Below are 23,775 nucleotides of genomic sequence, written 5' to 3' on the forward strand. Positions count from 1 at the left end.
AGAAAAGGTAATTCCGCCACGCGGCCAACCGAGGAACCGTCCCATGTTCGAGACAACGCTGCTCGCCAACAAGCGCATTCTGGTCACCGGCGGCGGTTCCGGCCTCGGTGCGTCCATGAGTCGCCGCTTTGCGGAGCTGGGTGCCGAGCTCATCATCTGCGGTCGCCGACTTGAACAGCTCGAACAAACTGCAGCACAACTGCGTACCGATCTCAGCGCCAAGGTCAGCACCTTCACCTGCGACATTCGTGACGCAGCGGCGGTCGAGGCGATGATGGAGACAATCTGGCGCGACGGGCCACTCGACGTCCTCGTCAACAATGCCGCGGCCACCTTCATCGCACAGAGCGAGCACCTCTCTGCCCGCGCCGCCGATGCGATCCTCGCACCGACGCTGCACGGCGCCATGTATTGCACCCTCGAAGCCGGACGGCGCTGGATCGCAGGACACCACAAGGGCGTCGTGCTGAGCATCCTCTCGACATCCACGATCACCGGGCGCGCCTTCACGGTGCCATCGGCGATGGCCAAATCTGGACTCCTTGCAATGACGAAGTCGCTCGCGGTGGAGTGGGGACCCAGAGGCATCCGCACCGTCGCGATCGCGCCCGGCCCGTTCCCCACCACCGGCGCGACCGGGCAGCTGCGGCCCGAGGGACGCGACAGCGGCCCTGCGGCGCAGAACCCGCTCGGCCGCGTCGGCGAACACAGCGAGCTCGCAAATCTCGCAAGCTTCCTGATTTCCGAGCAGGCCGGCTATATCAATGGCGAGATGGTGGTGCAGGATGGGGGCGCACACCTGCGCGCATCTGGCGCAGAGGATCTGCTGCAGTGGAGCGATGCGCAGTGGGCAGCGCAGCGTGCGGCGCGTGCAAAAAACTGAGCAGAAAACTGAGGATGACTCCTGCGCCGTCAGCGCGCAGCAAGGCAAGGACTGCTATCCTTGCGGGAGTCGCGTCTGCCTTTTCAAGAAAGCGATTTGCGGATATGGCAGACATCGTGACGTCAGCGATTCCAGATCGTCTTGGTAAAGCCGTCTTGTTGCGAGCCATCTTCCAGTCACAATGATAGAGGATCGAGACTTGATGTCCGTGCGGCGATTCCTGACAGTTGTGTCGATGAGTGTAGCGATGGTCGGTATCTCCGATCTTGCGCAGGCGCAGAGCGCTGCATCGAAGGGCAAGGCCGCCGCACCGAAGGCAGCGCCCACACCGGCAAAGCCCGCAGCGGCGGCGCCGCCTGCTGCAGCGGGTGGCGCAGAGCCCACGCTGGTCGGACAGTTCGGCTCGTGGGGCGCCTACACCGCGACACCGAACGGCAAGAAAGTCTGCTTCGCGCTGGCCAAGCCGGCGTCGTCAAAGACCAATCCGGCGAACCGCCCGCGCGATCCCGCTTACGCCTTCGTCTCGACCCGCCCGGCCGAGAAGGTGACCAACGAAGTCTCGATCATGATCGGCTATCAGTTGAAGCCGGGCTCCGAGTCCACGCTGGAAGTCGGCGGCGCGCGCTATGCGATGTATACGCAGGGCGACGGGCTCTGGATCAAGAATGCCGCCGAAGAAGAGCGCATGGTGGAAGCCCTGCGCAAGGCGGCCGACGTGACTGTGAAGGGCGTCTCCGCCAAGGGCACCGAGACCACCGACACGTTTTCGCTGAAGGGCCTAGCCCAGGCGCTGGACCGGCTGGCGCAGGATTGCCGGCGGTAATTGCCGCCAAACACCGGCTAAATCCTTGTCGCCGTTAATATTGCCGCATTTCGCGCCTTTTCATTCGGGCGCGAAATGCTTATTTGAGGTCGGCCTGTTTAAGGCCTGATTTCCCGCGACATCATAGATCGAACGTCATGACCCCCGTTTCAGCCGAGGCAAGTGCTTCCGTATCAAGCTCCGCCATCGACGCTTCCCGCGCATTGCCCGCGGGCGAGGTGCCGCTGGAGAAGATCGCCACCGAGACCTATGTGCCGCTGGCCAAGCCGTCCCTGATCGGCCTGTCGCGCACGGAAATCGCGGAAAAGCTCGGTTCCATCGGCGTGGCGCCGGCCCAGCGCAAGATGCGGACGCAGCAGATCTGGCACTGGATGTATGTCCGGGGCGTCCAGACCTTCGCCGAAATGTCCAGTATTTCCAAAGGCATGCGCGAAGACCTCGAGAAGCATTTCACGGTGGCACGGCCCGAGGTCGTGGTCGAGCAGATCTCCAATGACGGCACCCGGAAATGGCTGCTGCGGCTGCCTTCAGGTACCGCCGGCGAGAAGGCCCACGAGGTCGAGTGCGTCTATATCCCCGAAACCGACCGCGGCACGCTCTGCGTCTCGTCGCAGGTCGGCTGCACCCTGAACTGCTCGTTCTGCCACACCGGTACCCAGCGGCTGGTGCGCAACCTGACGGCCGGCGAAATCGTCGGCCAGATCATGGTTGCCCGCGACCGCCTCAACGACTGGGCCGACAGGGAAACGCCAGACGGCAACCGCCGCGTCACCAATATCGTGATGATGGGCATGGGCGAGCCGCTCTACAATTTCGATGCGGTGCGCGACGCGCTGCTGATCGTGTCGGACAATGAAGGCATCGGCATCTCGCGCCGGCGCATCACTTTGTCGACCTCCGGCGTGGTGCCGAACATCAAACGCACCGGCGACGAGATCGGCGTGATGCTGGCGATCTCGCTACATGCGGTGCGCGATGAACTCCGCAACGAGCTGGTGCCGCTGAACAAGAAATATCCGCTCGAAGAACTGATGCAGGCCTGCCGCGATTATCCCGGCGCCTCCAACGCACGGCGCATCACCTTCGAATATGTGATGCTGAAAGGCGTTAACGACTCGCTCGAGGACGCCAAGCTGCTGGTGAAGATGCTCAAGGGCATCCATGCCAAGATCAACCTTATCCCGTTCAATCCGTGGCCCGGCACGCGCTACGAATGTTCGGACTGGGACCAGATCGAGAAGTTCTCCGAATATATCTTCAATGCCGGCTATTCCTCGCCGGTGCGGACGCCGCGCGGCCGCGACATTCTCGCGGCCTGCGGCCAGTTGAAGTCGGAGACCGAGAAACTGTCGGTGCGCGAGCGTCAGGCTTTGCGCGCGATGGCGATGACGGACTGACAGTGGCGCTGATCGGCCGCCTGTTCGTCATCTTTCTCGGCTTCTGCGCCGCCTGTCTCGTCGGCGGCGCGATCGTGGTGTTTTCGATCCTGTTTCCGGAACTCAGCGCGCTCGATACCGGCGTCATCGATCCCAACACGATCAATATTCTGCTGGGCTTCGGCTTCGTCTTCATCAGCGGCTTTGCGCTGATCCCGGCGATACTTGTGGTCCTCATTACCGAGGCTTTCTACATTCGCAGCGTCATCGTCTATGCGCTCGGCGGCGCGGCGGTCGGGCTCGCCTGTTATCTCGGCCTGATCCCCTATGACCCTGCCACGATGAGTTTCGACGGCATTGTACGTCGGCATCTCGAAGTCATGACCGGCGCGGGTATCGTTGCCGGACTGATCTACTGGGTGATCGCGGGCCGCAATGCCGGCGCCTGGCGGCAGCCACGGCGCGCACCACCGCAGCCCGATGTCGCGGCCGGCCCCTAGTGCACTGCCTTTCCTTCAACTCCTGCCTCGGTTAAACCGCCCGCCATGAACCGGACCGGACTCCTCATCGCGCTTGGGCTGTTTGCCGCCATTGCCATTATCTTCGGAGTCTGGCCCGACCTCGACCTCAAGCTCGCGGCACTGTTCTACGATCCCGAGACCAGACGCTTCCCCACGACGTCGCTGCCCTATGCGCAATTCGCCCGCGATGCGGCGATGTGGATCGCATGGGCCTTTGTCGCGCCCTCGATCCTCGCGCTGATCGTGAAGCTGATCTGGCCGAACCGGCCACTGCTGGTGAAGGGCCGCACCATGGCCTTCCTGATCCTCACCATGCTGATGTCGGCCGGGGTCCTGACCAATCTGACCTTCAAGACCTTCTGGGGCCGCCCGCGGCCGGTGATGGTCTCCGAATTCAATGGCCCCTGGCAATACAAGGCCTGGTGGGATCCGACCGGCCAATGCGGCCGCAACTGCTCGTTCTTCTCGGGTGAGGGCGCCACGGCCTTCTGGACCTATGCTCCGGCCGCGCTCGCGCCGCCCTCGGTGCGGCCCTACGCCTATGTGGCAGCGACGGTGTTCGGAATCGCCACCTCGGGCTGGCGGATGGCTTTCGGCGGCCATTTCTTTACCGACGTGACCATCGCCGGCCTCGTGTCGTTCGTGGTTATCTGGTTGATTCACGGATGGATTTACCGCTGGCCCTCGACCCGGATGACGGATGAGGATGTCGATCGCTGGCTGACCAGGATCGCCTGGCCCGGCTATCGCTGGCGCCTGCGCATGATCGGGCGGCAGCCAAAGCCGTCTTTCGTCAACCGGATCACCGAGCAGCACCACGATTGAGCGGCCTCAAGCGGATGCCGCGTTGACGCGCTTTGCCCGGCCGGGCTATCGCTGGCCGCAGAAATTGCCCCGATTGGACGTTCCATGACCACGATCTTGAAGAGCCTGCCCAAGGGCAAAAACGTCGGCATCGCTTTCTCCGGCGGCCTCGACACGTCAGCGGCGCTGCTCTGGATGAAGCAGAAGGGCGCCAAGGTCTTTGCCTATACCGCCAATCTCGGCCAGCCTGACGAAGCCGACTACGACGAGATTCCCCGCAAGGCGATGGAGTTCGGCGCCGAGAAGGCGCGCCTCGTCGATTGTCGCGCCCAGCTGGTCCATGAAGGCATCGCCGCGATTCAAGCCGGCGCCTTCCATGTCTCGACCGGCGGCATCGCCTATTTCAACACCACGCCGCTCGGGCGCGCCGTCACCGGCACGATGCTGGTCTCGGCCATGAAGGAAGACGGCGTCAATATCTGGGGCGATGGCTCGACCTATAAGGGCAACGATATCGAGCGGTTCTACCGCTACGGATTGCTGACCAATCCGGAGCTGAAGATCTACAAGCCCTGGCTCGACGATCAATTCATCGACGAACTGGGCGGCCGCGCCGAAATGTCGGCCTTCATGACCGCCCACGGCTTCGCCTACAAGATGAGCGCCGAGAAGGCGTATTCGACCGACAGCAACCTGCTCGGCGCAACGCACGAAGCCAAGGATCTCGAACAGCTCGACAGCGGCATCAAGATCGTCAACCCGATCATGGGCGTGCCGTTCTGGCGCGACGACTGCGCCGTCAAGGCCGAGAAGGTCGTGGTGCGGTTTGTGGATGGCCAGCCGGTTGCGCTGAACGGCCAGACCTTCACCGATCCTGTCGCGCTGTTCCTGGAGGCCAATGTGATCGGTGGCCGCCATGGCCTCGGCATGAGCGACCAGATCGAGAATCGGATCATCGAGGCGAAGAGCCGCGGCATCTACGAGGCGCCGGGCATGGCGCTGCTGCACATCGCCTATGAGCGTCTCGTGACCGGCATCCACAACGAAGACACCATCGAGCAGTATCGCATGAGCGGCATGAAGCTCGGCCGGCTGCTCTATCAGGGCCGCTGGTTCGATTCCCAGGCCTTGATGCTGCGCGAGACCGCGCAGCGCTGGGTGGCCCGCGCGATCACCGGCGAGGTGACGCTCGAGCTGCGCCGCGGCAACGACTACTCGATCCTGAACACCGAGAGCCCCAACCTGACCTATGCACCGGAGCGGCTCAGCATGGAGAAGGTCGAGGATGCGCCGTTCACGCCTGCAGACCGCATCGGCCAGCTCACCATGCGCAATCTCGACATCACCGATACCCGCGCCAAGCTGGATCTGTATTCGAAGACGGGTCTATTGAGCGCCGGTGAGGGGTCAAACATTCCGAAGCTCGAGAACGACAAGAGCTGAATTGCGCGGTGCGGCTGTGACAAGTAAGGCGGGTTAGGCGAAGCCGTAGCCCGCCGATCGTCGTTACAGCCTCGGCGGTGGATTACGCTTCGCTAATCTGCCCTACGATCTAGCGGCCGGATGTCGTCGTCACGTCATCCGGCCGTCGTATTGGAAGGACATCGCCTCACGCAGGCTCTCGCTCGGGACGTCCACCATGAGAAACACGTCGTTGCTGGCCGCGTTTGCGGCTTTTTTCATGAGCGCGCCAATCTGCGCGCAGACGATCTATCCGCTCGACCGCGCTGATATCCTCGCGGGCGCGAAATTCGACTTCAAGGTCGAGTTTCCCGAACTCGTTCAGGTCACCGACATCAAGGTGACGATCAACGGCGCCGATCAGACCGCAGCGTTCGGCAAATCCGCTGATTACATCGCGAAGGAAGACGGCAAGGATCAGTCCGCGCTGCTGCTGCGCGACGTGACGCTCGATAAAGCCGGGACTTACAAGATCGAAGTCAGCGACGGCGTACGCGGCCGCGCGGTGACGTGGAACGTCTACGATACCGGCCCGCGCAAGGCGAAGAACGTGATCCTGTTCATCGGCGACGGCATGTCGCTGGCGCATCGCGTCGGCGCACGCTTGCTGTCGAAGGGCATCACCGAAGGCAAGAGCCGCGGCAAGCTCGCCATGGACGACATGCCGCATATGGCGATGGTAGCAACGGCGGGCTCCGATTCCATCATCACCGATTCCGCGAATTCGGCCAGCGCCTATGCCACCGGCCACAAGACCGCAACCAATGCGATGGGCGTCTATGCGGATCGCACGGCGAATGTATTCGATGACCCGCAGGTCGAGACCATCACCAGCCTCGCGAAGCGCAAGCTCGATCTGGCGATCGGCATCGTCACCAATACCGAGGTCGAGGACGCGACGCCCGCCGCGATGATCGCGCATACCCGCCGCCGCGCGGCCTATGACGAGATCGTCGCGCAGTTCCTTGCGGCCAAGCCGGACGTGTTGATGGGGGGCGGCGCCGCAAATTACCTGCCGCAGGCAGCCGCCACCTCGAAGCGCAAGGATGACATCGACTATGTCGCGCGCTTCCGCGATGCGGGTTATTCGGTGGCGACCACGGCGCCCGAACTGAACGGCCTCGCCAAGAAGCCGGAGACGCGCAAGCTGCTTGGACTTTTTACGCCTGGCAATATGGACGGCGTGCTGGACCGCAAGTTTCTCGGCGGCGGCGGCGTGAAGAAATATCCGCAGCAGCCTGATTTGACCGAGCAGGTGCATGCCGCGCTCAAGGTGCTGTCGCGCAACGACAACGGCTTCTTCCTGATGGTCGAGTCCGGCTTGATCGACAAATACGCCCATCTGCTCGACATGGACCGCGCCGTCTATGACGTCATCATGCTCGACAATGCCGTGAAGCTCGCCCGCGACTGGGCAGCCAAGCGCGGCGACGACACGCTAATCCTCGTCGTCTCCGACCACAGCCATCCCAACAGCCTCGTCGGCACCGTCAATGACGACATGAGCAAGGAGCCAAACCTGCCGCTGCGCGAACGGCTTGGCGTCTATGACAAGGCCGGCTTCCCTAATTATCCCGCGCCGGATGCCGAAGGCTATCCATCACGCATCGATGTCAGCCGGCGGCTTGCGATCATGTCGGCGAGCCTTCCCGATCACTACGAGACGCTGCGGCCGAAGCTCGACAACCCGAACGATCCCACCGAGAAGGGCGAAGAGCCCGGCACTTTCAAGGCCAACGAGAAATACAAGAATGCGCCGGGCAGCATGCTGCGGCTCGGCAACCTGCCGGCCATGATGGGCGCCAGCGTGCATTCCGGCGAGGACGTCATCCTCACCGCCATCGGCCCCGGCAGCGACCGGGTGAAGGGCTCGATGGATAATACGGACGTGTTTCGCGTGATGGTGGATGCGTTGGGATTGGCGGCGAAGTAGTAGCGTCTTTCCCTCCCTCAAGCGGCTCAGCCGCGCAATGGGGAGGGAAGCCATTGGCAGCAGCGTACTATCAAAACAAAAATGGCCGGGATCGCTCCCGGCCATTTTCTTTCATATCAAACCGCTCAGCGACGCGGCGGTGCGGTACCCGGAGGCGGCGGCGGCAGCGAAGCCTGACCGCCGTTCAACAGCGGCGTGATGTTGCGAATCGTGACGCGGCGGTTCTGGCGCTCCGGACCGTCGGTCTGGATCTTCAGATACTGCTCGCCATAACCCTGCGACGTCAGGTTTTCCGCCGGCACCTGGAATTGCTGGGTGAGCAATTCAGCCGCCGACTGGGCGCGGCGATCCGAAAGCGACAGATTGTCGACGTCCGATCCCACCGCGTCGGTGTGACCCTCGATGAGGAACACCGCACGCGGGTTGCGCGAGATTGCCCGGTTGAGACCGTCTGCGATCACCTGCAGCTTCGAGGCCTGATCCGGCGGGATATCCCACGAGCCTAGCTCGAAGTTGATCGAGTCCAGATCGATCGACGGCATGCGCTGGCGCACCATCGGGCTGTAGCGGATTTCATCGAGCGTATAGCGGCGCTCGATGCGATCCACCGGAGGCGCGATCAGCGTGTCGTAGACCAGATCGGGCGAGGCCTGATCGTAATCGACGATGTAACGGTTCTGCGGAATCCGGATCATCGGCGGCGGCAGATCGACATAGAAGCCGAGACCACCCGGACCGCCGGGGCCACGCGGACCACGGAACGAGTTATCGATGATGATGATCTCGCGTCCCTCGCGGTCCCTGCGGATACGTCGCAGCAGCTGACCGTCGCGGCCAACCACCGTGATGATCTGCGAGCCGTCGGGACGGATCACGATGGTCCGATCCTCACCGCCGACCCGATCCGTACGGATGTCACGCGCGCCGTAGCGGAAGCGATCGACCTCGTTGTGGCGGATGAACGATTGACCGCTCGGATCCTGCACGATGATGCGTCCAGGCTCGGTGATGATCGTGCGACCACCTTCCTGGCGCTCGCTGCGCTGGCCGCGGAAATCGCCCATGTTGCGCGGCCCCTGGGGGGCAGCGCCCGGTGCGATCGGCGTCAGCGCTACTGCCGGCGGCGGCGCCTGAGGGATCGGTGCCGTCACGGTCGGTGCGGGCGGCTGCACGACCTTGATATTGCCGCCACCGGGGGCGACCACGAGAGGTGCAGCAGTGCTCGTGGGCGGCGCAGCAGCGGGCGCCGTAGCGTTCGGCGTAACACCGGGCGCAGCAGCGTTGGGCGGCGTGCCGGGTGCACCGGGCGCGCCTGCGCCCGGACCACCAGGAGGACCACGGCGGCCATCCGAACCTCGTCCGTCAGGACCACGGCCATCAGGGCCACCGGGGCGACCAGACGGAGGCGCACCCGCAGCAGGCGGTGTGCCCGGCGCAGCCGGAGCTGCGGACGGCGCCGGTGCTGCTGCAGGAGGCGTTGCCGCAGGGGGAGTCGCAGCCGCTGGCGGCGTCGCCGGTGTTGGAGCCGGTGTCGGCGCAGCAGCAGGTGCCGGACGCGCGGCAGGCGGAGTTGCTGCAGGCGGTGTCGCCGGCGCCGCGGCTGGTGGCGTTGCAGGCGCGGGACGTGCGCCGGCCGGCGGCGTTGCACCGGGTTCACGGCGCTCAGGACGTCCTTCGCCGGGCTCGCGACGTTCGGGACGCGCAGCGGGCGGCGTTGGCGCGGACGGAGCTACAGGCGCAACGGCGGGCGCTGGAGGTGCGGCGCGCGGGGCCGGAGGCGCGACGGGAGCCGGCGGCGGAGCTGGGCGCGGCGGCGGAGCGGCCGCAGGTGGTGGGGGTGGCGGCGGTGCCGGGCGCGGAGGTGCAGCCGCAGGCGGCGGCGCAGCAGGAGGTGCCGGAGGCGCGGGACGCGCAGCAGGGGGAGCCGGTGGCGGCGGCGGAGGCGCCGCAGGGCGTGCGGCTGGCGGCGCAGCGGCGGGAGGCGCAGCAGCTGGTGGAGCCTTGGGTGGTGCCTTCGGGGGAGCCTTGGGCTCACCTTCAGGCGCAGCAGGTGCGGCCTGCGCGAGCACGATCGGCGCATCGACACTCGACGCATAAGCAGCGGTCGCTGCGATATGCGCAACGCCGAGCGTCGTCGTGGCCAGTAATACGAGACGAAGTTTTGTCATGATAGACCTTGGGCCCCCGGATAAGGATCTTCAACAAACTGATTTTTGTCGGCCGAACAAATCGGCACATTGATCAACTGATATGCATTGGGCCGGAATGTGGCGACAGGCAAATGCAAATTCGTTTTTATTTTCGACACGACAATGGCCCAAACGCGCTTTGTTCATTGCGCGTTCAGGCCATCGATCTGTAGTTCGCTACATCACTGCAGGCGGTTGCTGATCCGGATTGATATCAGGATTTGGCACCGGCATCTCATCAGGCACATCTCCAGGCAACTCTTCGGGTCGCGACGGCTCACCGGGATCGCGCACCGGCGGCGGTACCTCGGGCCGCGGATTGCCCGGCGGGCTCTCCTGCGGCGGTTCGGAGGGTTGACCGGGCTTGATCGGCGGATCCTCGACGGGATCGATGCCGGGTGAATCGTCTTTAGGCATCTAGATTGCGACCTTACGGTTGGTGCCGATGTCCGGACGCGTACCAGTCACAGCCGCAGCGGCCATCTTCACATAGCTGATCACAGTGCCCGGCGAGTCCCAGAACTCGGCATCGTCAGGCGTGAACTTCAGCACACGAATATTCGGATCTTCCGCGCTGTCCCACCACGCCTTTGCGGAGGTGGTGAACAGCTCCTTGATCTTGGCGCGATCGTTCGAGACGGCAGCAGTACCGCTCACCGAGACATACTTCTGATCGCTCGCATCCGCGAAAGAGAGATTCACGTTCGGATTGCGCTTGATCTCATCATCCTTGTGTCTGCGCGCATCGCTGAGGAAGTAGACCGCATCGGCTTCGCGATCCACATAGGCGGCCATCGGGCGCGCTCGCAGCTTGTCGCCATCATGCGTCACCAGCATGGCGAAACCGATCTTCTTCATCAATTCCCAGGCGCGTTCGATATCACGGGTATTGTCATTGTCCATCATCTGTCTCCCTTGGGGCTGAACTAACAACGGCGCGATCGATGCGATGTTCCGCGACAACGGGCCGGATGAAGGCGGGTTTGACAGCGGAACAGGAACCGCCCATCAAGACGCAGTTTGGCCATACTATTTGACCTGGGGGATTTCGATGCCGTTCGCCTATTGGAGCATTCTGATTGCTGCACTGCTGCCGCTGATCATTATTGGTTATGCCAAAGCGGGATCGCGCGATAACAGCGCACCGCGCGACAGCGCCGAGAACCTCTCAGGTGCCAAACGCCGCGCCTATGCTGCGCACCAGAATGCCTTCGAGAGCTTCCCGTTCTACGCAGTCTCGGTCGTTGCAGCGTTGAATTTTGGCGCATCGGCGACGACCGTAAGCGTGCTGGCCGCTCTCTATCTTGCGTTTCGGATTGCGCACGCGCTGCTGTACATCGCGGATAAATCGTCGCTGCGCTCAGCCGCCTATGCCGGCGGCCTCTTCGCCAATATCGCGATCTTCCTGTCGCCGGCGCTGAAGATCAACTTCTTCTAAGTCGAAACACGCAGCAAGCACCTCATAGCGCCTGATGTCATGCCGCGCTCCTGGCCGGCTTGCGCTGGCGCAGGAAGCGGCCGAGCAGACGGCGCTTACCCTTGCGCGGGATGAGATCGATGTCGCTGACCAGCTTGGCGCCGCCCTTGCGGCGCTCCAGCACGATCTTGCGGCTGTGGAAGGCTTCAAGCTCGACGCGATGCGCGACAGATACCACCGTGGCGTTGGGCAGCTCCTTGGTGAGCAGCTCCATCATCTTGTCCTGGCTCTTCGCGTCCAGCGCCGAGGTCGCTTCGTCCAGCACAATGATATCAGGGCGGTGCAAAAACAGCCGTGCGAAAGCGAGACGTTGCTTCTCGCCGCCGGACAGTGTCTGGTCCCACGGCGCATCCTCCTCGATCTTCTCCTTGAGATGGCCGAGCCCGACCTTGTCGAGGGCCTCGCCGATCTGCTCGACGGTCCAGTCTTCCGACGCCGCGGGATAGGCGGCTGCGCGGCGCAAGGTGCCTGACGGCACATAGGGCTTCTGCGGCAGCATGAAGAGCCGCCGGTCCGGATGGAAATTGACGCTGCCGCCGCCCCATGGCCACAGGCCCGCAATGGCGCGCACCAGCGTGCTTTTGCCGGTACCGGACTCGCCCGCGACGAGCAGACGTTCGCCAGGCTCGATCTTCACTTCGGCATCGCCGACGACGGCAGTGCCGTCGTCGAGCGTCACCGAGAGATCATGCAGGCTCAGCATCGTCTCATCCGTCGTTTCGCCACGCTTGATACGGCCGATACCGTCACCGAGCTCGGCGCGTTCGAGGCCGTCCAGCGACATCATCAGCGAGGCGATGCGGCGCGCGCAGGCGTTCCAGTCGGCAAGGCGCGGATAGTTGTCGACCAGCCAGCCGAATGCGCTTTGCACGATGGTGAAGGCAGACGCCGCCTGCATCACCTGACCGAGTGACATGCTGCCGTCGAGAAACTTCGGCGCGCACAGCAACAGCGGTACGACGGGCGCGATCAGGCTCGAGCCCTGCGACACCAACGTGGTACGCATATGCTGTCCGGCGAGACGTGCCCATTGCCTGAGGACATTGCCGAAGGTCTTGTCGATGCCGTCGCGCTCTTCTTCCTCGCCGCCGAGCAGCGCGATGCTCTCGCCGTTTTCGCGCACGCGGGTAAGCGCATAACGATACTCCGCCTCAGCCTGGTTTTTGTCCTCGGAAATCTGCACGAAACGCCGGCCGATCACCATGATCGAGCCGGACGCAATGGCCGCATAGATGATCGCGGCAATGACGAGGAAACCGGGAATGGTGATGAGACTGCCGCCCACAGTCAGCGTCAGCGCGCCGCCGATGGTCCACAGCACGACGATGAAGGTGGTGGCGGAGAGAAATGCCGCGATGACGCCGGAGACGAAGTCGACGGGCGAGTCGGTCGCGATGCGCAGATCCTCGGCGATCCGATATTCGGGATTCTGGTGATCGCCGCCGACAAGATTGAGCTGATAATAGCGGCCGCTGGTGAGCCAGCGCGACACCACAGAATTGGTCAGCCATGCGCGCCAGCGACGCTGGATACCCATGCGGCCATAGACCTGCGCGACACCCAGCAACACGCTGCCGATGGCGAGCGGAAAGAACACGCCAGTGAGATGAAACACGCTGGCCGCATCGCGTTTCTCGATGGCGTCGAAGATCGCGCGGTTCCAGACATTGATGCCGTATTGAAACGCCACATTGGCGACGATGAGCAGCAGCAGCCCGACCGAGAACACCCAGGCTAATCTGTCGCCCGACTTGCCCCAGAAGCCACGCGCGCTGATCCAGAATCGCGTCAGCAGATAGTCCTTGCGTGCCTGCTCGGCCTCTTCCGGCGTCAGGTCCGGATCGGGCTCCACGACTTCAGGCGGCGGCGGCTCGATATGCTTGCCGTCCTCGCCAACGACCCCGACAATCGGCCCCTTCAGATCGGACGCGTCGGATGCAGGCTTGGCTTCGTTAACTGAATGTTTGCTCATGGCGCGATAACGCCAAGGAAATCAAAAGGTTCCTTGGAGTTCCCAGCGGCTCAGACAGCCTCGCGCTGAGCCTTGCGCCAGGTGCCGGCCTTGGTGAGCACCCGCGACAATTGCTCGATCGAATAGGGCTTATGCAGCAGCTCGAACCCGAAGGTACCGTTCTGCGCCAGCACATGACTGTAGCCGGAGGTCAGCACCACCGGCAGATCCGGATAGAGTTTTCGAATCTCCTGCGCCAGTTCGATGCCGGTCATTCCAGGCATCACGACATCGGAGAACACGACGTCATAGTGCGTGGCATGACGGGCGAGTTCGACGAGCGCTTCCTGAGCGTTCGGCCGCAACACCGTGGTGTAGCCAAGCTCGCTCAGCGCATCGGTCGCAAAAGTCCCGACGTCGCGATTGTCTTCCACCACCAGCACCGACATGCCGTGGCCATCGACGACGGGCGCTTCGCTCGCCGACAGCGCCGGCGCGATGCTGTCGCCGGAGACGCGCGGCAGATAAAGCGTGAAAGTGCTGCCCTTGCCGACTTCGCTGGCGACCACGACCTCACCGCCGGATTGTTTGGCAAAGCCGAACACCTGCGAAAGTCCGAGGCCTGTGCCCTGCCCGACTTCCTTGGTCGTATAGAATGGCTCGAAGATGTGCTCGAACTGATCGGCAGGAATACCGCTGCCGGTGTCGGATACTGAGATCGCCACATAGCCGTCAGACCTCAGGGCAAGCGCAACGGGGACTTGCTCTGCCGCGCTGACGGCGATCGTCAGCCGCCCCTCGCCCGCCATGGCATCGCGCGCGTTAACCGCGATGTTGATCAACGCGGTTTCGAACTGGCCGATATCGGCATCCACAAACAACGCCTCATCGGGCACATGGGTCATAATTTCGATAGGCGCCCCCGTCAGCGTGCCGATAATCTCGCTCACCGAATGCACGCATTGGCCGACGTCGAATACTTCAGGCTTCAGCGTCTGGCGCCGCGCAAAGGCCAGCAATTGCGCTGTCAGCTTGGCGGCGCGATTCACTGTTTCGGAGATCGCTGCAATGTAGCGGGCACGACGATCCGGCGAGAGATCGGGCCGTTGCAGCAAGTCGACTGACGAGCGGATCACGGTCAGCAAATTGTTGAAGTCATGCGCGACGCCGCCAGTCAACTGGCCGAGTGCTTCGAGGCGCTGGCCATGTTTCAGCGCTTCTTCGGCCTCACGCCGTTTCAGCGCTTCGAAATTGAGCCGGCGGGTGCGACGGATCGCGAATGCCAGCAACAGGAACAGCAATGCCGTCGCAGGAACGCCGAAGATCAGATGATAGCTGATGGTGCGCAGCCAGCGCGCACGGATCGCTGACGTCTCAAGACCTGCCGCGACATAGACCGGATAGCCGGCGAGCTGCTGATAGCCGATACGGCGCTCGACATTGTCGCCGGGCGAGACAAGCGTGACCAATCCTCCAGCAGGATGGGCCGACAGGGTGCGGCCCACGGGCCCCTTGGGATCGAGACGCACCTCACGGTCGAGCTGCGGATAACGTGCCAGGATCGAACCATCGGTGAGACCAAGCGCAAAGAAGCTCCCGGCATCGTGGCCGATGCGCGCATAGAAACGATCGAAATATTCCGGAAAGACAGAGGCCTGCACCACGCCGGCGAAGCTGCCGTCGGCCGAGACCCGCCTGCGGCTCACACCAAAGAACGGCGCCCCCTGATAGGGCGGGCGCGGCAACAATGATTGACCGATGAACGTGCCGGCATCACCTGCGATATGGACCCTGTAATAATCGCGATCAGAGAAATCGAGATCCGGCAGCGTCAGATCCAGACTGTTGACCAGCGCGCGACCTTTATTGTCGAACACCCAGACCGACTTCAACTGCGGCAGCGCATCGGTGAGCTGCTTCAGCCGGCCCGCCATCCGGTCCGATTGCGCACGCAGCTCGTCGTCGGATTTACCGCGTACGATCTCGTTCATTTCCGACAGGCTGCGGTCGATCGTCTCGAACACCTTTAAAGCGTGTTCATGCGCCACATCGAGCGCACGCTCGATCTCACGGTCGGCGATTTCGCGGGTCGACACCCACGATGTCGCCGCCGCGAACAGAAACAGTGCAAGCGGAAGGGCCAGCGAAGCGGCCATCATCCATTGCAGCGTTCTCAACGAATTTTGGTGTTCGGTCTTCACAGCACCTGCCCGACTCCCTGCAGTCTAGCGCAAGGGCGGTGTCTCACCAACCGCTCCGCGGGCGGGAACCCGCCGTAGCCGGGAGGAGGTCCTGTGGCGTTAGCCGGCCGCGCTCATTTGCGACCGGAAGGCCCATTTGGTGAAATGCTGCTCGATCCCCGCGAAGACCGCGTACATGAGCACGCCTTCAAAGGCGAGCAGCAGCAGGGCGGCGTAGACATTCGCCATACGGAAGCTGGCACCCTCCAGCGCGATCAGATAGCCGAGCCCGGCATTGGCGCCGAGCGTCTCCGACACGACGGTACCGACGAAAGCCAGCGTGATAGCGATCTTCAGCGAGCCGAAGAAATATGGCAGCGCACGCGGAATGCCGACCTTGAGCATGATGTCGAGCTTGCCGGCGCCGAGCGCCCGCAACACGTCCTCGAGTTCCGGTTCGGTTGTCGCCAGACCCGTGGCGATATTGACCACGATAGGGAAGAACGAGATCAGGAAGGCGGTGACGATTGCCGGCACTTCGCCGATGCCGAACCACAGGATCAGCAGCGGGACAATGGCGACCTTCGGGATCGTGTTGAAGCCGATCATCACGGGATAGAGCCCGCGATAGATCGCCCGCGACCAGCCCACGACGAGACCGAGAATGATGCCGAAGCCCACGGCCAGGGCAAATCCGACCATGGTCACCCAGAGCGTGACCCAGGAATGATAGAGAAACACACGCCAGAGTTTGAACATCGCCGCAAAGGCGGCCGATGGCGGCTGCAGCACCGACGTGTTGACCTTGAAGACGATGCAGGCCAGCTCCCAGACCAGGAAGATGGCAATGGTGAAGAGCCAGGGCGAAAGCTTTTCGAGAGTCCGCGGGTTCATGACTGGCGCACCTGTGCGATCTTCATGCGCAGCTCCATCACGATGTCGCCGAAATCCTTTTCATAGGTCACCTGCAGATCGCGCGGGCGCGGGAAATCCACTGGCTTGATCTGGACGATGTGACCGGGGCGCGCGCTCATGACGTAGATATTGTCGGCGAGGAACGCCGCCTCGCGCAGATCGTGCGTCACCAGAATCACCGTGAAGCCCAGTCGCTGCCAGAGATCGCGCAGCACGCACCACAGCTCCTCGCGCGTGAACGCGTCGAGGGCGGCGAAGGGCTCGTCGAGCATCAGCAGCGCCGGCTCGTGGATCAGCGAGCGGCACAGCGACACGCGCTGCTGCATGCCGCCGGACAATTCCCAGGGATAACGGTCGCTGAAGCCGGCGAGACCGACGGTAGCCAGAAGCTGCTCGGCCTTGGCGCGGAACTCCACTTTCTTGGAACGAAACTGCGAGCGATGTGGTTCTACGATTTCCAGCGGCAGCAGGACGTTGTCGATCACCTTGCGCCACGGCAGCATGTTGGCGTTCTGGAACGCCATGCCGGCCATTTTGACCGGGCCTGTCACCTGTTTGCCGTCGATGGCGATAGTGCCGGCCGTCGGCTTGTGCAGGCCCGTGACAAGCCGCATCAAGGTGGACTTGCCGCAGCCGGAGGGGCCGACCACCGCGGCGAATTCGCCGCGCTGGACTTTGAGCGTCGCATCCTGGAGCGCGACAATGTCACCCGAGGCGCCACGGTATTTGAGCGTGACGCCGTCGATATCTACGAACGCTTCCATGCGCGACGACCTGGCCTTCTGTCGTGACGCTTAGAATTTTCGCGCGTCGGCTGGGGGCAGATATTCCGAGGTGAACAGATCCCCTGCCTTCGGCTTCGGATTCTTGAACTCGTAGGTCACGGCGATCTGATCGATGGCATCCGTCATGCGCTTCTCGTCGATGCCGCCGACGCCATTGGCCTTCACCCACGGGGTCACGAAGTTGTCCTTCAGCGACATCTTGAGACGGGCGAGTTCGATCTTCTCGTCGGCGGTCTCGTTGCGCTTCATCACCGACTTGATGGCCGTGTCGGGGTCCTTGATGGTGTCGATGATGCCTTTGACAGTTGCGCGCACGAAGCCAGCGACGAGTTTCGGATTGGCCTTTGCGAATTCGGGGTTCACCATGATGGCGTTGCCATAAAGCACGATGCCGTAGTCCGACATCAGCATCACCTTGATGTCCTTCTCGGCGATGCCCTTGGACATCAGGTTGAAGTAGGACGAGAACGAGAAGCCGGTGATCGCATCGACTTTGCCGTCGGCGAGCATCGGCTCGCGTACCGGGAAGCCGACATTCTCGATCTTCACCTTGCTGTCGTCGATCTTGTTTTCTTTGACGAAGGCCTTCCACTGCGCGAAGGCGCCGTCCGGCGCCGGTGCGCCGAGGATCTTGCCTTCGAGGTCCTTCGGCCCATTGATGCCGGACTTCGCGATGCTGACAATCGAGAAGGGCGGCTTGTCATAAACCATGAGGACGCCCTTGACGTCCTTGTCCGGATTCTGGTCGCGGAAGCGCGCCAGCGAATTGATGTCGAAGAAGCCGATCGGATAGGTGCCCGCCGCGACCCGCGCGATGCCGGCGACCGAGCCTGGACCGGAGTCGATGGTCACGTTGAGGCCTTCGGCCTTGTAGTAGCCCTTGTCGAGCGCAACGAAATACGGCGCGGACGGACCTTCGAATTTCCAGTCGAGCGCGAATTTGACATCGGTGTCGGCGCTCGCAGATAGCGCAGACGCCAGCAGCGCTGCACCCGCCATGACGCTCAAACCCAGCTGACGAAACATGAAAAACTCCCCCTGATCAATTATCAGGCACAGGCTAGCACAGCCCGTGCCAACCTTGGCGAGTCCCCTTTTCAACGAGAAATAGCGCCGCGGCTCCGAGGGATCGGGTTCGAGGAGGCAATATGCTTAAATCGTGAGCAAAAAAGAACACCGGCCTGCTTGCGCAGACCGGTGTCCTGATCGGTGTCTGAGGACAGCCCACTCAAAGTCCGTGAGTTCATATCTCATGATTCGAGGCCCCGGTTCGGGAGCTTGAATCATGCCTATCTTAGTATTTGCAACGCCGACTTGAAGGTCCGAAATGAGTCGGATAGCGGACATTCCGCAGACATGTCAAAAGCGACGCGAATAACCAACAGCGGTCGATGCCGGGTCTGCCGCGAGCTATTGTCAGCCTAGCTGATCGACCAGTGCCGACCATAGGGCCCATGGCTCGGCTCGATGTACCGGGTCCTCAATTGCAGTGTGCACCATGACAATCTTAGAGGGCGGATCAACGCAAATATACTGGCCCTTGTATCCTAACAACGCGAACTGTCGCCTCTCGCCGGGAAACAGCCACAAGAGATAACCGTAGCCAAATCCTTTCGTCGCCGCGCCCGGCAGCAAATAGCGATCCGAGGCTCGGACTGTTGTTGCATCAATCATCCATTGCGCCGGAGCGATTTGCTTGCCATCCCATGCGCCATCATGCGCCAGCAAGCGCCCAAGCCGGGCGTAATCGCGCAGAACGGCATTGAAGCCAAAGTGCCCTAGTTCAAATCCTTCTGCGTCTATCAACCAATTAGCATCGGCTTCCGCGCCGATAGGCTCCCACACTTTCTCGCGCAGATAATCGGAGGCTGACTTGTTGACAGCACCTTGAAGCACCATGCCGAGCACGTCGGCTTCGATGCTGGCGTAGTAAAATCTCGTTCCCGATGGGGCGATACGATGATTGAATTGCACGATGCTCTTAACAGTGCCCAACTTCCATTCCGGGAACGCGATCCCCATGCCGTTCCACAGGCGATTAAGGTCGCGTCCTCCATCTCTCGTTTCACCGAAATCGACGCCGGAAGACATGTGCAACAGATCGCGGATTGGTGTCCTGCCGTACTCGGTACCTACAAAGCCCGGCACATAGATTTCAGGGGTATCATCGACCGACTTAATCGCACCCTCTGAGATAGCGATGCCGATCAACAGTCCGGTTATTGACTTGACCATCGACTGGGACACGAACCGATCTTGATCAGTTCGCGCGTACTGATAGCGCTCGAAGATAATCTGATCGTCCTTGGCGATCAGCAGCCCAGTAACCGGATTGCGCGACATGTAGTCGAGGGGAGAAAACTTGCTTCCCTGAAAATTGTAGTAAACTTCCGCCTTTGAGCACTTGAACTTCCAAGGCATCATAGATCGCTTGATGAGCCGTGTAGGATAGATTCGGTCGATGTGGGTAAATGCACCGACACGGTGTCTTGGCTCCCAAGGGCCGCCTTGCCTCCGCGCTTCCCCAATGTCGGGAAGGGGATAGCCATCTTTTGCGCCGTAAAGCTCGGCGTTTGGACCTGTTGTGGAGAAAATCGGACCAGTGCAGTCTTGCGACGCGTCGGGGAATGTTGGTTCTGCGGTTGCGAAGATGGGGCCGCCCATCGCACAGGCGAGTGTAGCAACCAGGGATGAAACGGCCCTACGACGAGAATATTGCTGCGCCGACATGCAGTCCTCCAAATGTCCTGCAAGTAGACACCGAATTGCGCGGAAACTCCAAGGGAGCATGTCTCTTATTGGCACCAAAGGGACCTGAGGCGATGTCAGGTTTGAGTCTGCAATCCGCCGGATAGCGAAATGGGTTGAGCTTGCTCACGATCCTCGATTTATGAGTACACGCCCTAGTAGGCGGCCGTCTTCGTCCGTCCCGATCATTGGGTCCTGTGCCATCGGCATGACGTTGCGCCTCACGCTTTCCGGAGAGGATGGTGACTTGGTAAGTCCAGCGCGACGGCTCGCATTGGGCGATGCCCCCCGGATCCCTTGAACAGCCTGGCGTCAACAGCATCGAAGTTGACAGCCGTCTAATTGATCATTTGATTGTCGATTGACTGCCTGAGCTTGCGCACGTCGCGGACGGGCGGAGCCCCGAACTGCCGAAGATACTCGCGGCTGAACTGAGAGGCGCTTTCATAGCCGACCGCATAGGCGACGTCGGAGGCACTATGGTCGCCGGCGAGCAGCAACTGGCGTGCTTCCTGAAGGCGTATCTGCTTCTGATACTGGATCGGGCTCAATCCAGTCAGCGCGACGAAGTGGCGATGCAGGCTGGCGCGGCTCATGCCGGCGGCTTCGCATAGCGCCTCGATCCGCAGCCGCGTGTTGCCGCGGTCGCGAATCCATTCAACCGCGCGGCGGATGCCGCCGATCGCGCCTTCCGGGCGGGCGATGTGGCGCAACAGTCGCCCCTGCGGGCCTTGCAGGAGACGATAGAGCAATTCGCGCTCCGCCATCGGCGCGAGCGCCGGGATGTCCGCCGGCGTGTCGAGCAACGCCAGCAGTCGTAGCAGCGTATCACGTAGCTGGGGCGTCATCGGATTGATCGCGATGCCGCTGCCTGGCGATTCCGCGTCGCGCACCGCCGGCATCGTCGATGCGACCTCGGCGAGAAGTGCCGGATCAAGGACCAGCGAAACCGCCACAAAAGGACTGCCGTCGTCAGCGTCATGGATCTGTCCGCTCAAGGGAAGATCGAGTGCGCTGACCAGATATTGAGACGCGTCATAGCGCAGCAACTCGTCGTGGATGGCCACCTCTTTCGATCCCTGCAGGATGAAGCAGATCATCGAACGGTAGAGACATGGCGACGTGCCCGAGGTCGCCTGTCCGACGCCGATTTCCAGGCGCGGGATGGGCGTGAGGGGCATTCCGGTCCGCCCGTGGCGGAGCGCGAGATCGCAAAGGGGCTTCAGGCTGTCGGTCATGCCAAGGAGTATGACATCAATCCTCACGTCCGCAAAGAGCCTGAGACAATCAGGCAAGTAATTGAGAGCATCAGGCGGGGCTTTGGACACAGCAAGCGCCTATCTGGCTGGCAGCGAACGTGACGCCTAAGCGGCGCGCCGTCCGGAAAATCCAAATCACAAGGAATGTAGCCATGTCTCAGAAGATCGCACTCATTACCGGCGCCAGCCGCGGCCTCGGTCGCAGCATGGCGCTGCACCTCGCCCGTCGCGGCGTCGGCATCGTCGGCACCTATCGCCAGGGCGCCGCGGAAGCCCAGACGCTGGTAAGCGAGATCGAGGCGCTGGGCGGCACAGCGGCGATGCTCGCGCTCGACGTCACCAAGGTAGCAAGCTTCCCAGCCTTCGCCGCATCCTTCGCCGAGACGCTCCGGAGCCGCTTCGGCAGCGACCGGTTCGACTATCTGGTCAACAACGCCGGTGCGGTCGTCCACGTGCAGGTCGCTGACGCAAGCGAGGAACAGTTCGATATGATGATCGACATGCACCTGCGCGGACCGGTGTTCCTGACGCAGGCATTGCTACCGATCATCGCCGATGGCGGACGCATCCTCAACGTCTCGACGGGCTTCACGCGCACGTCGATGGCCAGCTTCGGCCTTTATGCGGCGGCCAAAGCTGGGCTCCAGACGCTGACCCGGTTCATGGCGCTCGAGCTCGGCGCGCGGCAGATCCGCGTCAACGCCATCGCGCCCGGCGCCATCGCCACCGATTTCGGCGGTGGCCGGGTCCGCGACGACGAACAGGCCAATGCCTTCGTCGCGAGCAAGATCGCGCTCGGCCGCGCCGGTCAACCCGATGATATCGGTGGCGCAGTCGCAGCGATCCTGTCCGATGACATGGGCTGGGCCAACGGCACTACCTTCGATGTCTCGGGTGGTCAGTCGCTCTGATGCTGCATCCGGCTCCATCGGAGAAACCATCATGACCGACACCGATCTTACTCTCATCAGCCACCCACTGTGCCCGTTCGTCCAGCGTGCCGCGATCGTCCTGCTCGAAAAGGGGGTGGGGTTCGACCGGGTCAACGTCGATCTATCAGCCAAGCCCGACTGGTTCCTGGCCCTGTCGCCGACCGGCAAGGTGCCGGTGCTGAAGGTGCACCAGCCGAACGGTGAGGATGCGATCCTCTTCGAAAGCGTGGTTATCTGCGAATATCTGAACGAGACGCAGGGTGGCGCGGCGATGTACCCCGACGATGCATTGCTGCGTGCGCGGCATCGCGCCTGGATCGAATTCGCCACCCAGACCTTTACGGAGGGCTGGCAGTTCCTCCACGCCAAGGACATTGCGACCGCCGACGCGAAGCGGGCCGCCTTCCGTGATCGGCTGAGCAAGATCGAGGCGGAACTGGGCGACGGCCCCTATTTCGCCGGGGCGGACTTTGGTCTGGTCGATGCGGTCTACGCACCGCTGTTTCGCTATTTCGGGATCACCGATCCGGAAGTAGCGGACCCGATCTTTGCTGGCCTGCCACGTGTGACGGCGTGGCGCGCGGCACTTGCCGAGCGATCCAGCGTCCAGAACGCCGTGATCGACACCTATCCCGACCTGTTTCGCGATCACCTGCGCCAGCAGGGCGCAATGATCGCGGCTTAACAACCAGAATTCCAAGGAGTGATATCATGACCGACCCATCCAAGAGCGCGCTGATCCTGGTCGAATATGTCAACGACTGGCTCTCCCCGACCGGCGGCATTTATCCGGTGTTTCAGGACCGGGAGCAGGTCGACACCGCTATCGCCAATTCGAAGATCATCCTCGAAGAGGCCCGCCGTCGCGGCCTGCACGTGATCCACGCAGCGCTGAAGTTCGAGCCGACCTTCAAGGTGCTGGGCGAGGCCAAGTACGGCCTGCGCAAGATCACGCGCGACCATGGCGCGTTCCTGGGCGAGCAGGCCGATTTCTTCCCCGGCTTCGAGCCGGCGGCGGGCGAGCATGTCGTTCGCGAGCGCGCCGGCGGCAGCAGCGTTTTTGTTGGAACCACGCTCGACGGCTACCTGCGCAACAACCGCATCTTCGACATCTACCTCGCCGGCTTCTCGCTGCGACAGTGCGTCGAGTCTTCGATGCGCAACGCGCACGACCTCGGCTACCACACCAACGTCATCTACGACGCGTCAGCCGGCTATACTCGCAAACAGCAGGACGACTTCGTCGCCGAGATCGCCCCATTTTACGCCAACGCCGTCACCACGCAGGAGTTCGTGGCTAAGGCATAATCCGCCGCTGGACCCGGCCCGGTTATAGGGCCGGGTTTCCGTCGGCCGTAGATGCGAGGCGATACGATGATTGGGATCAGGGTCGAACTCACCATCGCGCCGGGTAACACCGACGCATTCGAACACGCCTTAGCGGTCCAAGCCGCCGCAGTGCGTGCCAACGAGCCGGGTACCGGCCGTCAAACCTGACGGATCATGAGAAGGTCAAACAATTTTATACGGTTTCGGAA

The 23,775-nt window shown here is 62.4% G+C and carries 21 protein-coding genes; 11 read left to right on the plus strand and 10 right to left on the minus strand.

Annotated elements, in window-relative coordinates; genetic code table 11:
- Positions 1-43 precede the first annotated feature (43 nt).
- The 7 genes from AB8A23_RS04150 (at position 44) to AB8A23_RS04180 (ending at position 7,801) form a co-directional block, all read left to right on the plus strand.
- On the plus strand, positions 44-883 hold the full coding sequence (locus AB8A23_RS04150) for an SDR family oxidoreductase (protein WP_439060346.1): 840 nt from the start codon (positions 44-46) through the stop codon (positions 881-883).
- A gap of 202 nt (positions 884-1,085) precedes the next feature.
- Positions 1,086-1,706 (plus strand): invasion associated locus B family protein, encoded by a 621-nt coding sequence (locus AB8A23_RS04155; RefSeq protein ID WP_120287794.1) that lies wholly within the window; start codon positions 1,086-1,088, stop codon positions 1,704-1,706.
- A 203-nt stretch (positions 1,707-1,909) separates the two neighbouring features.
- Complete coding sequence (gene rlmN / locus AB8A23_RS04160; protein WP_439060581.1) at positions 1,910-3,103, plus strand: 23S rRNA (adenine(2503)-C(2))-methyltransferase RlmN; 1,194 nt, start codon at positions 1,910-1,912, stop codon at positions 3,101-3,103.
- A gap of 2 nt (positions 3,104-3,105) precedes the next feature.
- Entirely contained in the window at positions 3,106-3,582 is a 477-nt protein-coding gene (locus AB8A23_RS04165) for a hypothetical protein (protein ID WP_175369467.1), read from the plus strand.
- A 45-nt stretch (positions 3,583-3,627) separates the two neighbouring features.
- Positions 3,628-4,428 (plus strand): phosphatase PAP2 family protein, encoded by an 801-nt coding sequence (locus AB8A23_RS04170; RefSeq protein WP_439060345.1) that lies wholly within the window; start codon positions 3,628-3,630, stop codon positions 4,426-4,428.
- 84 nt (positions 4,429-4,512) lie between these two features.
- Positions 4,513-5,850 (plus strand): argininosuccinate synthase, encoded by a 1,338-nt coding sequence (gene argG, locus AB8A23_RS04175; RefSeq protein WP_439060344.1) that lies wholly within the window; start codon positions 4,513-4,515, stop codon positions 5,848-5,850.
- 196 nt (positions 5,851-6,046) lie between these two features.
- Complete coding sequence (locus AB8A23_RS04180; RefSeq protein WP_439060343.1) at positions 6,047-7,801, plus strand: alkaline phosphatase; 1,755 nt, start codon at positions 6,047-6,049, stop codon at positions 7,799-7,801.
- Positions 7,802-7,926: 125 nt separating this feature from the next.
- On the opposite strand, the gene AB8A23_RS04185 is transcribed toward AB8A23_RS04180, so the two are convergent.
- The 3 genes from AB8A23_RS04185 to AB8A23_RS04195 all read right to left on the minus strand — a co-directional run bounded on the left by AB8A23_RS04185 (position 7,927) and on the right by AB8A23_RS04195 (position 10,893).
- Positions 7,927-9,969, minus strand: a complete 2,043-nt coding sequence (locus AB8A23_RS04185; RefSeq protein ID WP_439060342.1) for an OmpA family protein — start codon at positions 9,967-9,969, stop codon at positions 7,927-7,929.
- 198 nt (positions 9,970-10,167) lie between these two features.
- A complete protein-coding gene (locus AB8A23_RS04190; RefSeq protein WP_439060341.1) occupies positions 10,168-10,407 on the minus strand; it encodes a hypothetical protein in 240 nt (79 codons plus the stop codon).
- Positions 10,408-10,893, minus strand: coding sequence for a pyridoxamine 5'-phosphate oxidase family protein (locus tag AB8A23_RS04195; protein ID WP_439060340.1), 486 nt, complete (start codon positions 10,891-10,893; stop codon positions 10,408-10,410).
- Positions 10,894-11,041: 148 nt separating this feature from the next.
- Between AB8A23_RS04195 and AB8A23_RS04200 the strand changes: the two genes are divergently transcribed.
- A complete protein-coding gene (locus AB8A23_RS04200) occupies positions 11,042-11,428 on the plus strand; it encodes an MAPEG family protein (RefSeq protein ID WP_089266507.1) in 387 nt (128 codons plus the stop codon).
- 37 nt (positions 11,429-11,465) lie between these two features.
- Here AB8A23_RS04200 and AB8A23_RS04205 read toward each other — a convergent pair whose 3' ends face one another.
- The 7 genes from AB8A23_RS04205 to AB8A23_RS04235 form a co-directional block, all read right to left on the minus strand.
- Positions 11,466-13,439, minus strand: a complete 1,974-nt coding sequence (locus AB8A23_RS04205; protein WP_439060339.1) for an ABC transporter ATP-binding protein/permease — start codon at positions 13,437-13,439, stop codon at positions 11,466-11,468.
- 50 nt (positions 13,440-13,489) lie between these two features.
- A complete protein-coding gene (locus AB8A23_RS04210; RefSeq protein ID WP_175369459.1) occupies positions 13,490-15,619 on the minus strand; it encodes an ATP-binding protein in 2,130 nt (709 codons plus the stop codon).
- A gap of 99 nt (positions 15,620-15,718) precedes the next feature.
- Positions 15,719-16,492, minus strand: a complete 774-nt coding sequence (locus tag AB8A23_RS04215) for an ABC transporter permease (RefSeq protein ID WP_093757930.1) — start codon at positions 16,490-16,492, stop codon at positions 15,719-15,721.
- The gene (locus tag AB8A23_RS04220) at positions 16,489-17,277 is read right to left on the minus strand and encodes an ABC transporter ATP-binding protein (RefSeq protein WP_175369458.1); all 789 of its coding nucleotides are present in this window, start codon (positions 17,275-17,277) and stop codon (positions 16,489-16,491) included. Before AB8A23_RS04220 ends, AB8A23_RS04215 begins: the two co-directional genes overlap by 4 nt.
- Before the next feature lie 30 nt (positions 17,278-17,307).
- Positions 17,308-18,324: an ABC transporter substrate-binding protein gene (locus AB8A23_RS04225; protein WP_246297930.1), complete on the minus strand. Its 1,017-nt coding sequence runs from the start codon at positions 18,322-18,324 to the stop codon at positions 17,308-17,310.
- A 390-nt stretch (positions 18,325-18,714) separates the two neighbouring features.
- Positions 18,715-20,028: a serine hydrolase domain-containing protein gene (locus tag AB8A23_RS04230; protein ID WP_439060338.1), complete on the minus strand. Its 1,314-nt coding sequence runs from the start codon at positions 20,026-20,028 to the stop codon at positions 18,715-18,717.
- Between the two features lie 356 nt (positions 20,029-20,384).
- Complete coding sequence (locus tag AB8A23_RS04235; protein WP_439060580.1) at positions 20,385-21,284, minus strand: AraC family transcriptional regulator N-terminal domain-containing protein; 900 nt, start codon at positions 21,282-21,284, stop codon at positions 20,385-20,387.
- 173 nt (positions 21,285-21,457) lie between these two features.
- Here AB8A23_RS04235 and AB8A23_RS04240 point away from each other — a divergent pair, with 173 nt between their 5' ends.
- From AB8A23_RS04240 to AB8A23_RS04250, 3 genes are read left to right on the plus strand one after another with little or no spacing between them, the layout of a single operon-like run.
- Complete coding sequence (locus AB8A23_RS04240) at positions 21,458-22,216, plus strand: SDR family NAD(P)-dependent oxidoreductase (RefSeq protein ID WP_439060337.1); 759 nt, start codon at positions 21,458-21,460, stop codon at positions 22,214-22,216.
- Between the two features lie 31 nt (positions 22,217-22,247).
- Positions 22,248-22,922 (plus strand): glutathione S-transferase family protein, encoded by a 675-nt coding sequence (locus AB8A23_RS04245; protein ID WP_439060336.1) that lies wholly within the window; start codon positions 22,248-22,250, stop codon positions 22,920-22,922.
- 26 nt (positions 22,923-22,948) lie between these two features.
- Positions 22,949-23,545, plus strand: coding sequence for an isochorismatase family cysteine hydrolase (locus AB8A23_RS04250; RefSeq protein ID WP_439060335.1), 597 nt, complete (start codon positions 22,949-22,951; stop codon positions 23,543-23,545).
- Positions 23,546-23,775 lie beyond the last annotated feature (230 nt).

This window comes from Tardiphaga sp. 619_E2_N8_4, assembly GCF_051810905.1.
In the GTDB taxonomy this organism is placed as follows: Bacteria; Pseudomonadota; Alphaproteobacteria; order Rhizobiales; family Xanthobacteraceae; genus Tardiphaga; species Tardiphaga robiniae.

Excerpts from the sequence above, each read along its gene's own strand:
- AB8A23_RS04150 (WP_439060346.1), top strand. The coding sequence starts at position 44 with ATGTTCGAGACAACGCTGCTCGCCAACAAGCGCATTCTGGTCACCGGC.
- AB8A23_RS04155 (WP_120287794.1), top strand. The coding sequence starts at position 1,086 with ATGTCCGTGCGGCGATTCCTGACAGTTGTGTCGATGAGTGTAGCGATG.
- AB8A23_RS04170 (WP_439060345.1), top strand. The coding sequence starts at position 3,628 with ATGAACCGGACCGGACTCCTCATCGCGCTTGGGCTGTTTGCCGCCATT.
- argG (WP_439060344.1), top strand. The coding sequence starts at position 4,513 with ATGACCACGATCTTGAAGAGCCTGCCCAAGGGCAAAAACGTCGGCATC.
- AB8A23_RS04180 (WP_439060343.1), top strand. The coding sequence starts at position 6,047 with ATGAGAAACACGTCGTTGCTGGCCGCGTTTGCGGCTTTTTTCATGAGC.
- AB8A23_RS04185 (WP_439060342.1), bottom strand. The coding sequence starts at position 9,969 with ATGACAAAACTTCGTCTCGTATTACTGGCCACGACGACGCTCGGCGTT.
- AB8A23_RS04190 (WP_439060341.1), bottom strand. The coding sequence starts at position 10,407 with ATGCCTAAAGACGATTCACCCGGCATCGATCCCGTCGAGGATCCGCCG.
- AB8A23_RS04195 (WP_439060340.1), bottom strand. The coding sequence starts at position 10,893 with ATGGACAATGACAATACCCGTGATATCGAACGCGCCTGGGAATTGATG.
- AB8A23_RS04200 (WP_089266507.1), top strand. The coding sequence starts at position 11,042 with ATGCCGTTCGCCTATTGGAGCATTCTGATTGCTGCACTGCTGCCGCTG.
- AB8A23_RS04205 (WP_439060339.1), bottom strand. The coding sequence starts at position 13,439 with ATGAGCAAACATTCAGTTAACGAAGCCAAGCCTGCATCCGACGCGTCC.
- AB8A23_RS04215 (WP_093757930.1), bottom strand. The coding sequence starts at position 16,492 with ATGAACCCGCGGACTCTCGAAAAGCTTTCGCCCTGGCTCTTCACCATT.
- AB8A23_RS04220 (WP_175369458.1), bottom strand. The coding sequence starts at position 17,277 with ATGGAAGCGTTCGTAGATATCGACGGCGTCACGCTCAAATACCGTGGC.
- AB8A23_RS04225 (WP_246297930.1), bottom strand. The coding sequence starts at position 18,324 with ATGTTTCGTCAGCTGGGTTTGAGCGTCATGGCGGGTGCAGCGCTGCTG.
- AB8A23_RS04230 (WP_439060338.1), bottom strand. The coding sequence starts at position 20,028 with ATGTCGGCGCAGCAATATTCTCGTCGTAGGGCCGTTTCATCCCTGGTT.
- AB8A23_RS04235 (WP_439060580.1), bottom strand. The coding sequence starts at position 21,284 with ATGACCGACAGCCTGAAGCCCCTTTGCGATCTCGCGCTCCGCCACGGG.
- AB8A23_RS04240 (WP_439060337.1), top strand. The coding sequence starts at position 21,458 with ATGTCTCAGAAGATCGCACTCATTACCGGCGCCAGCCGCGGCCTCGGT.
- AB8A23_RS04245 (WP_439060336.1), top strand. The coding sequence starts at position 22,248 with ATGACCGACACCGATCTTACTCTCATCAGCCACCCACTGTGCCCGTTC.
- AB8A23_RS04250 (WP_439060335.1), top strand. The coding sequence starts at position 22,949 with ATGACCGACCCATCCAAGAGCGCGCTGATCCTGGTCGAATATGTCAAC.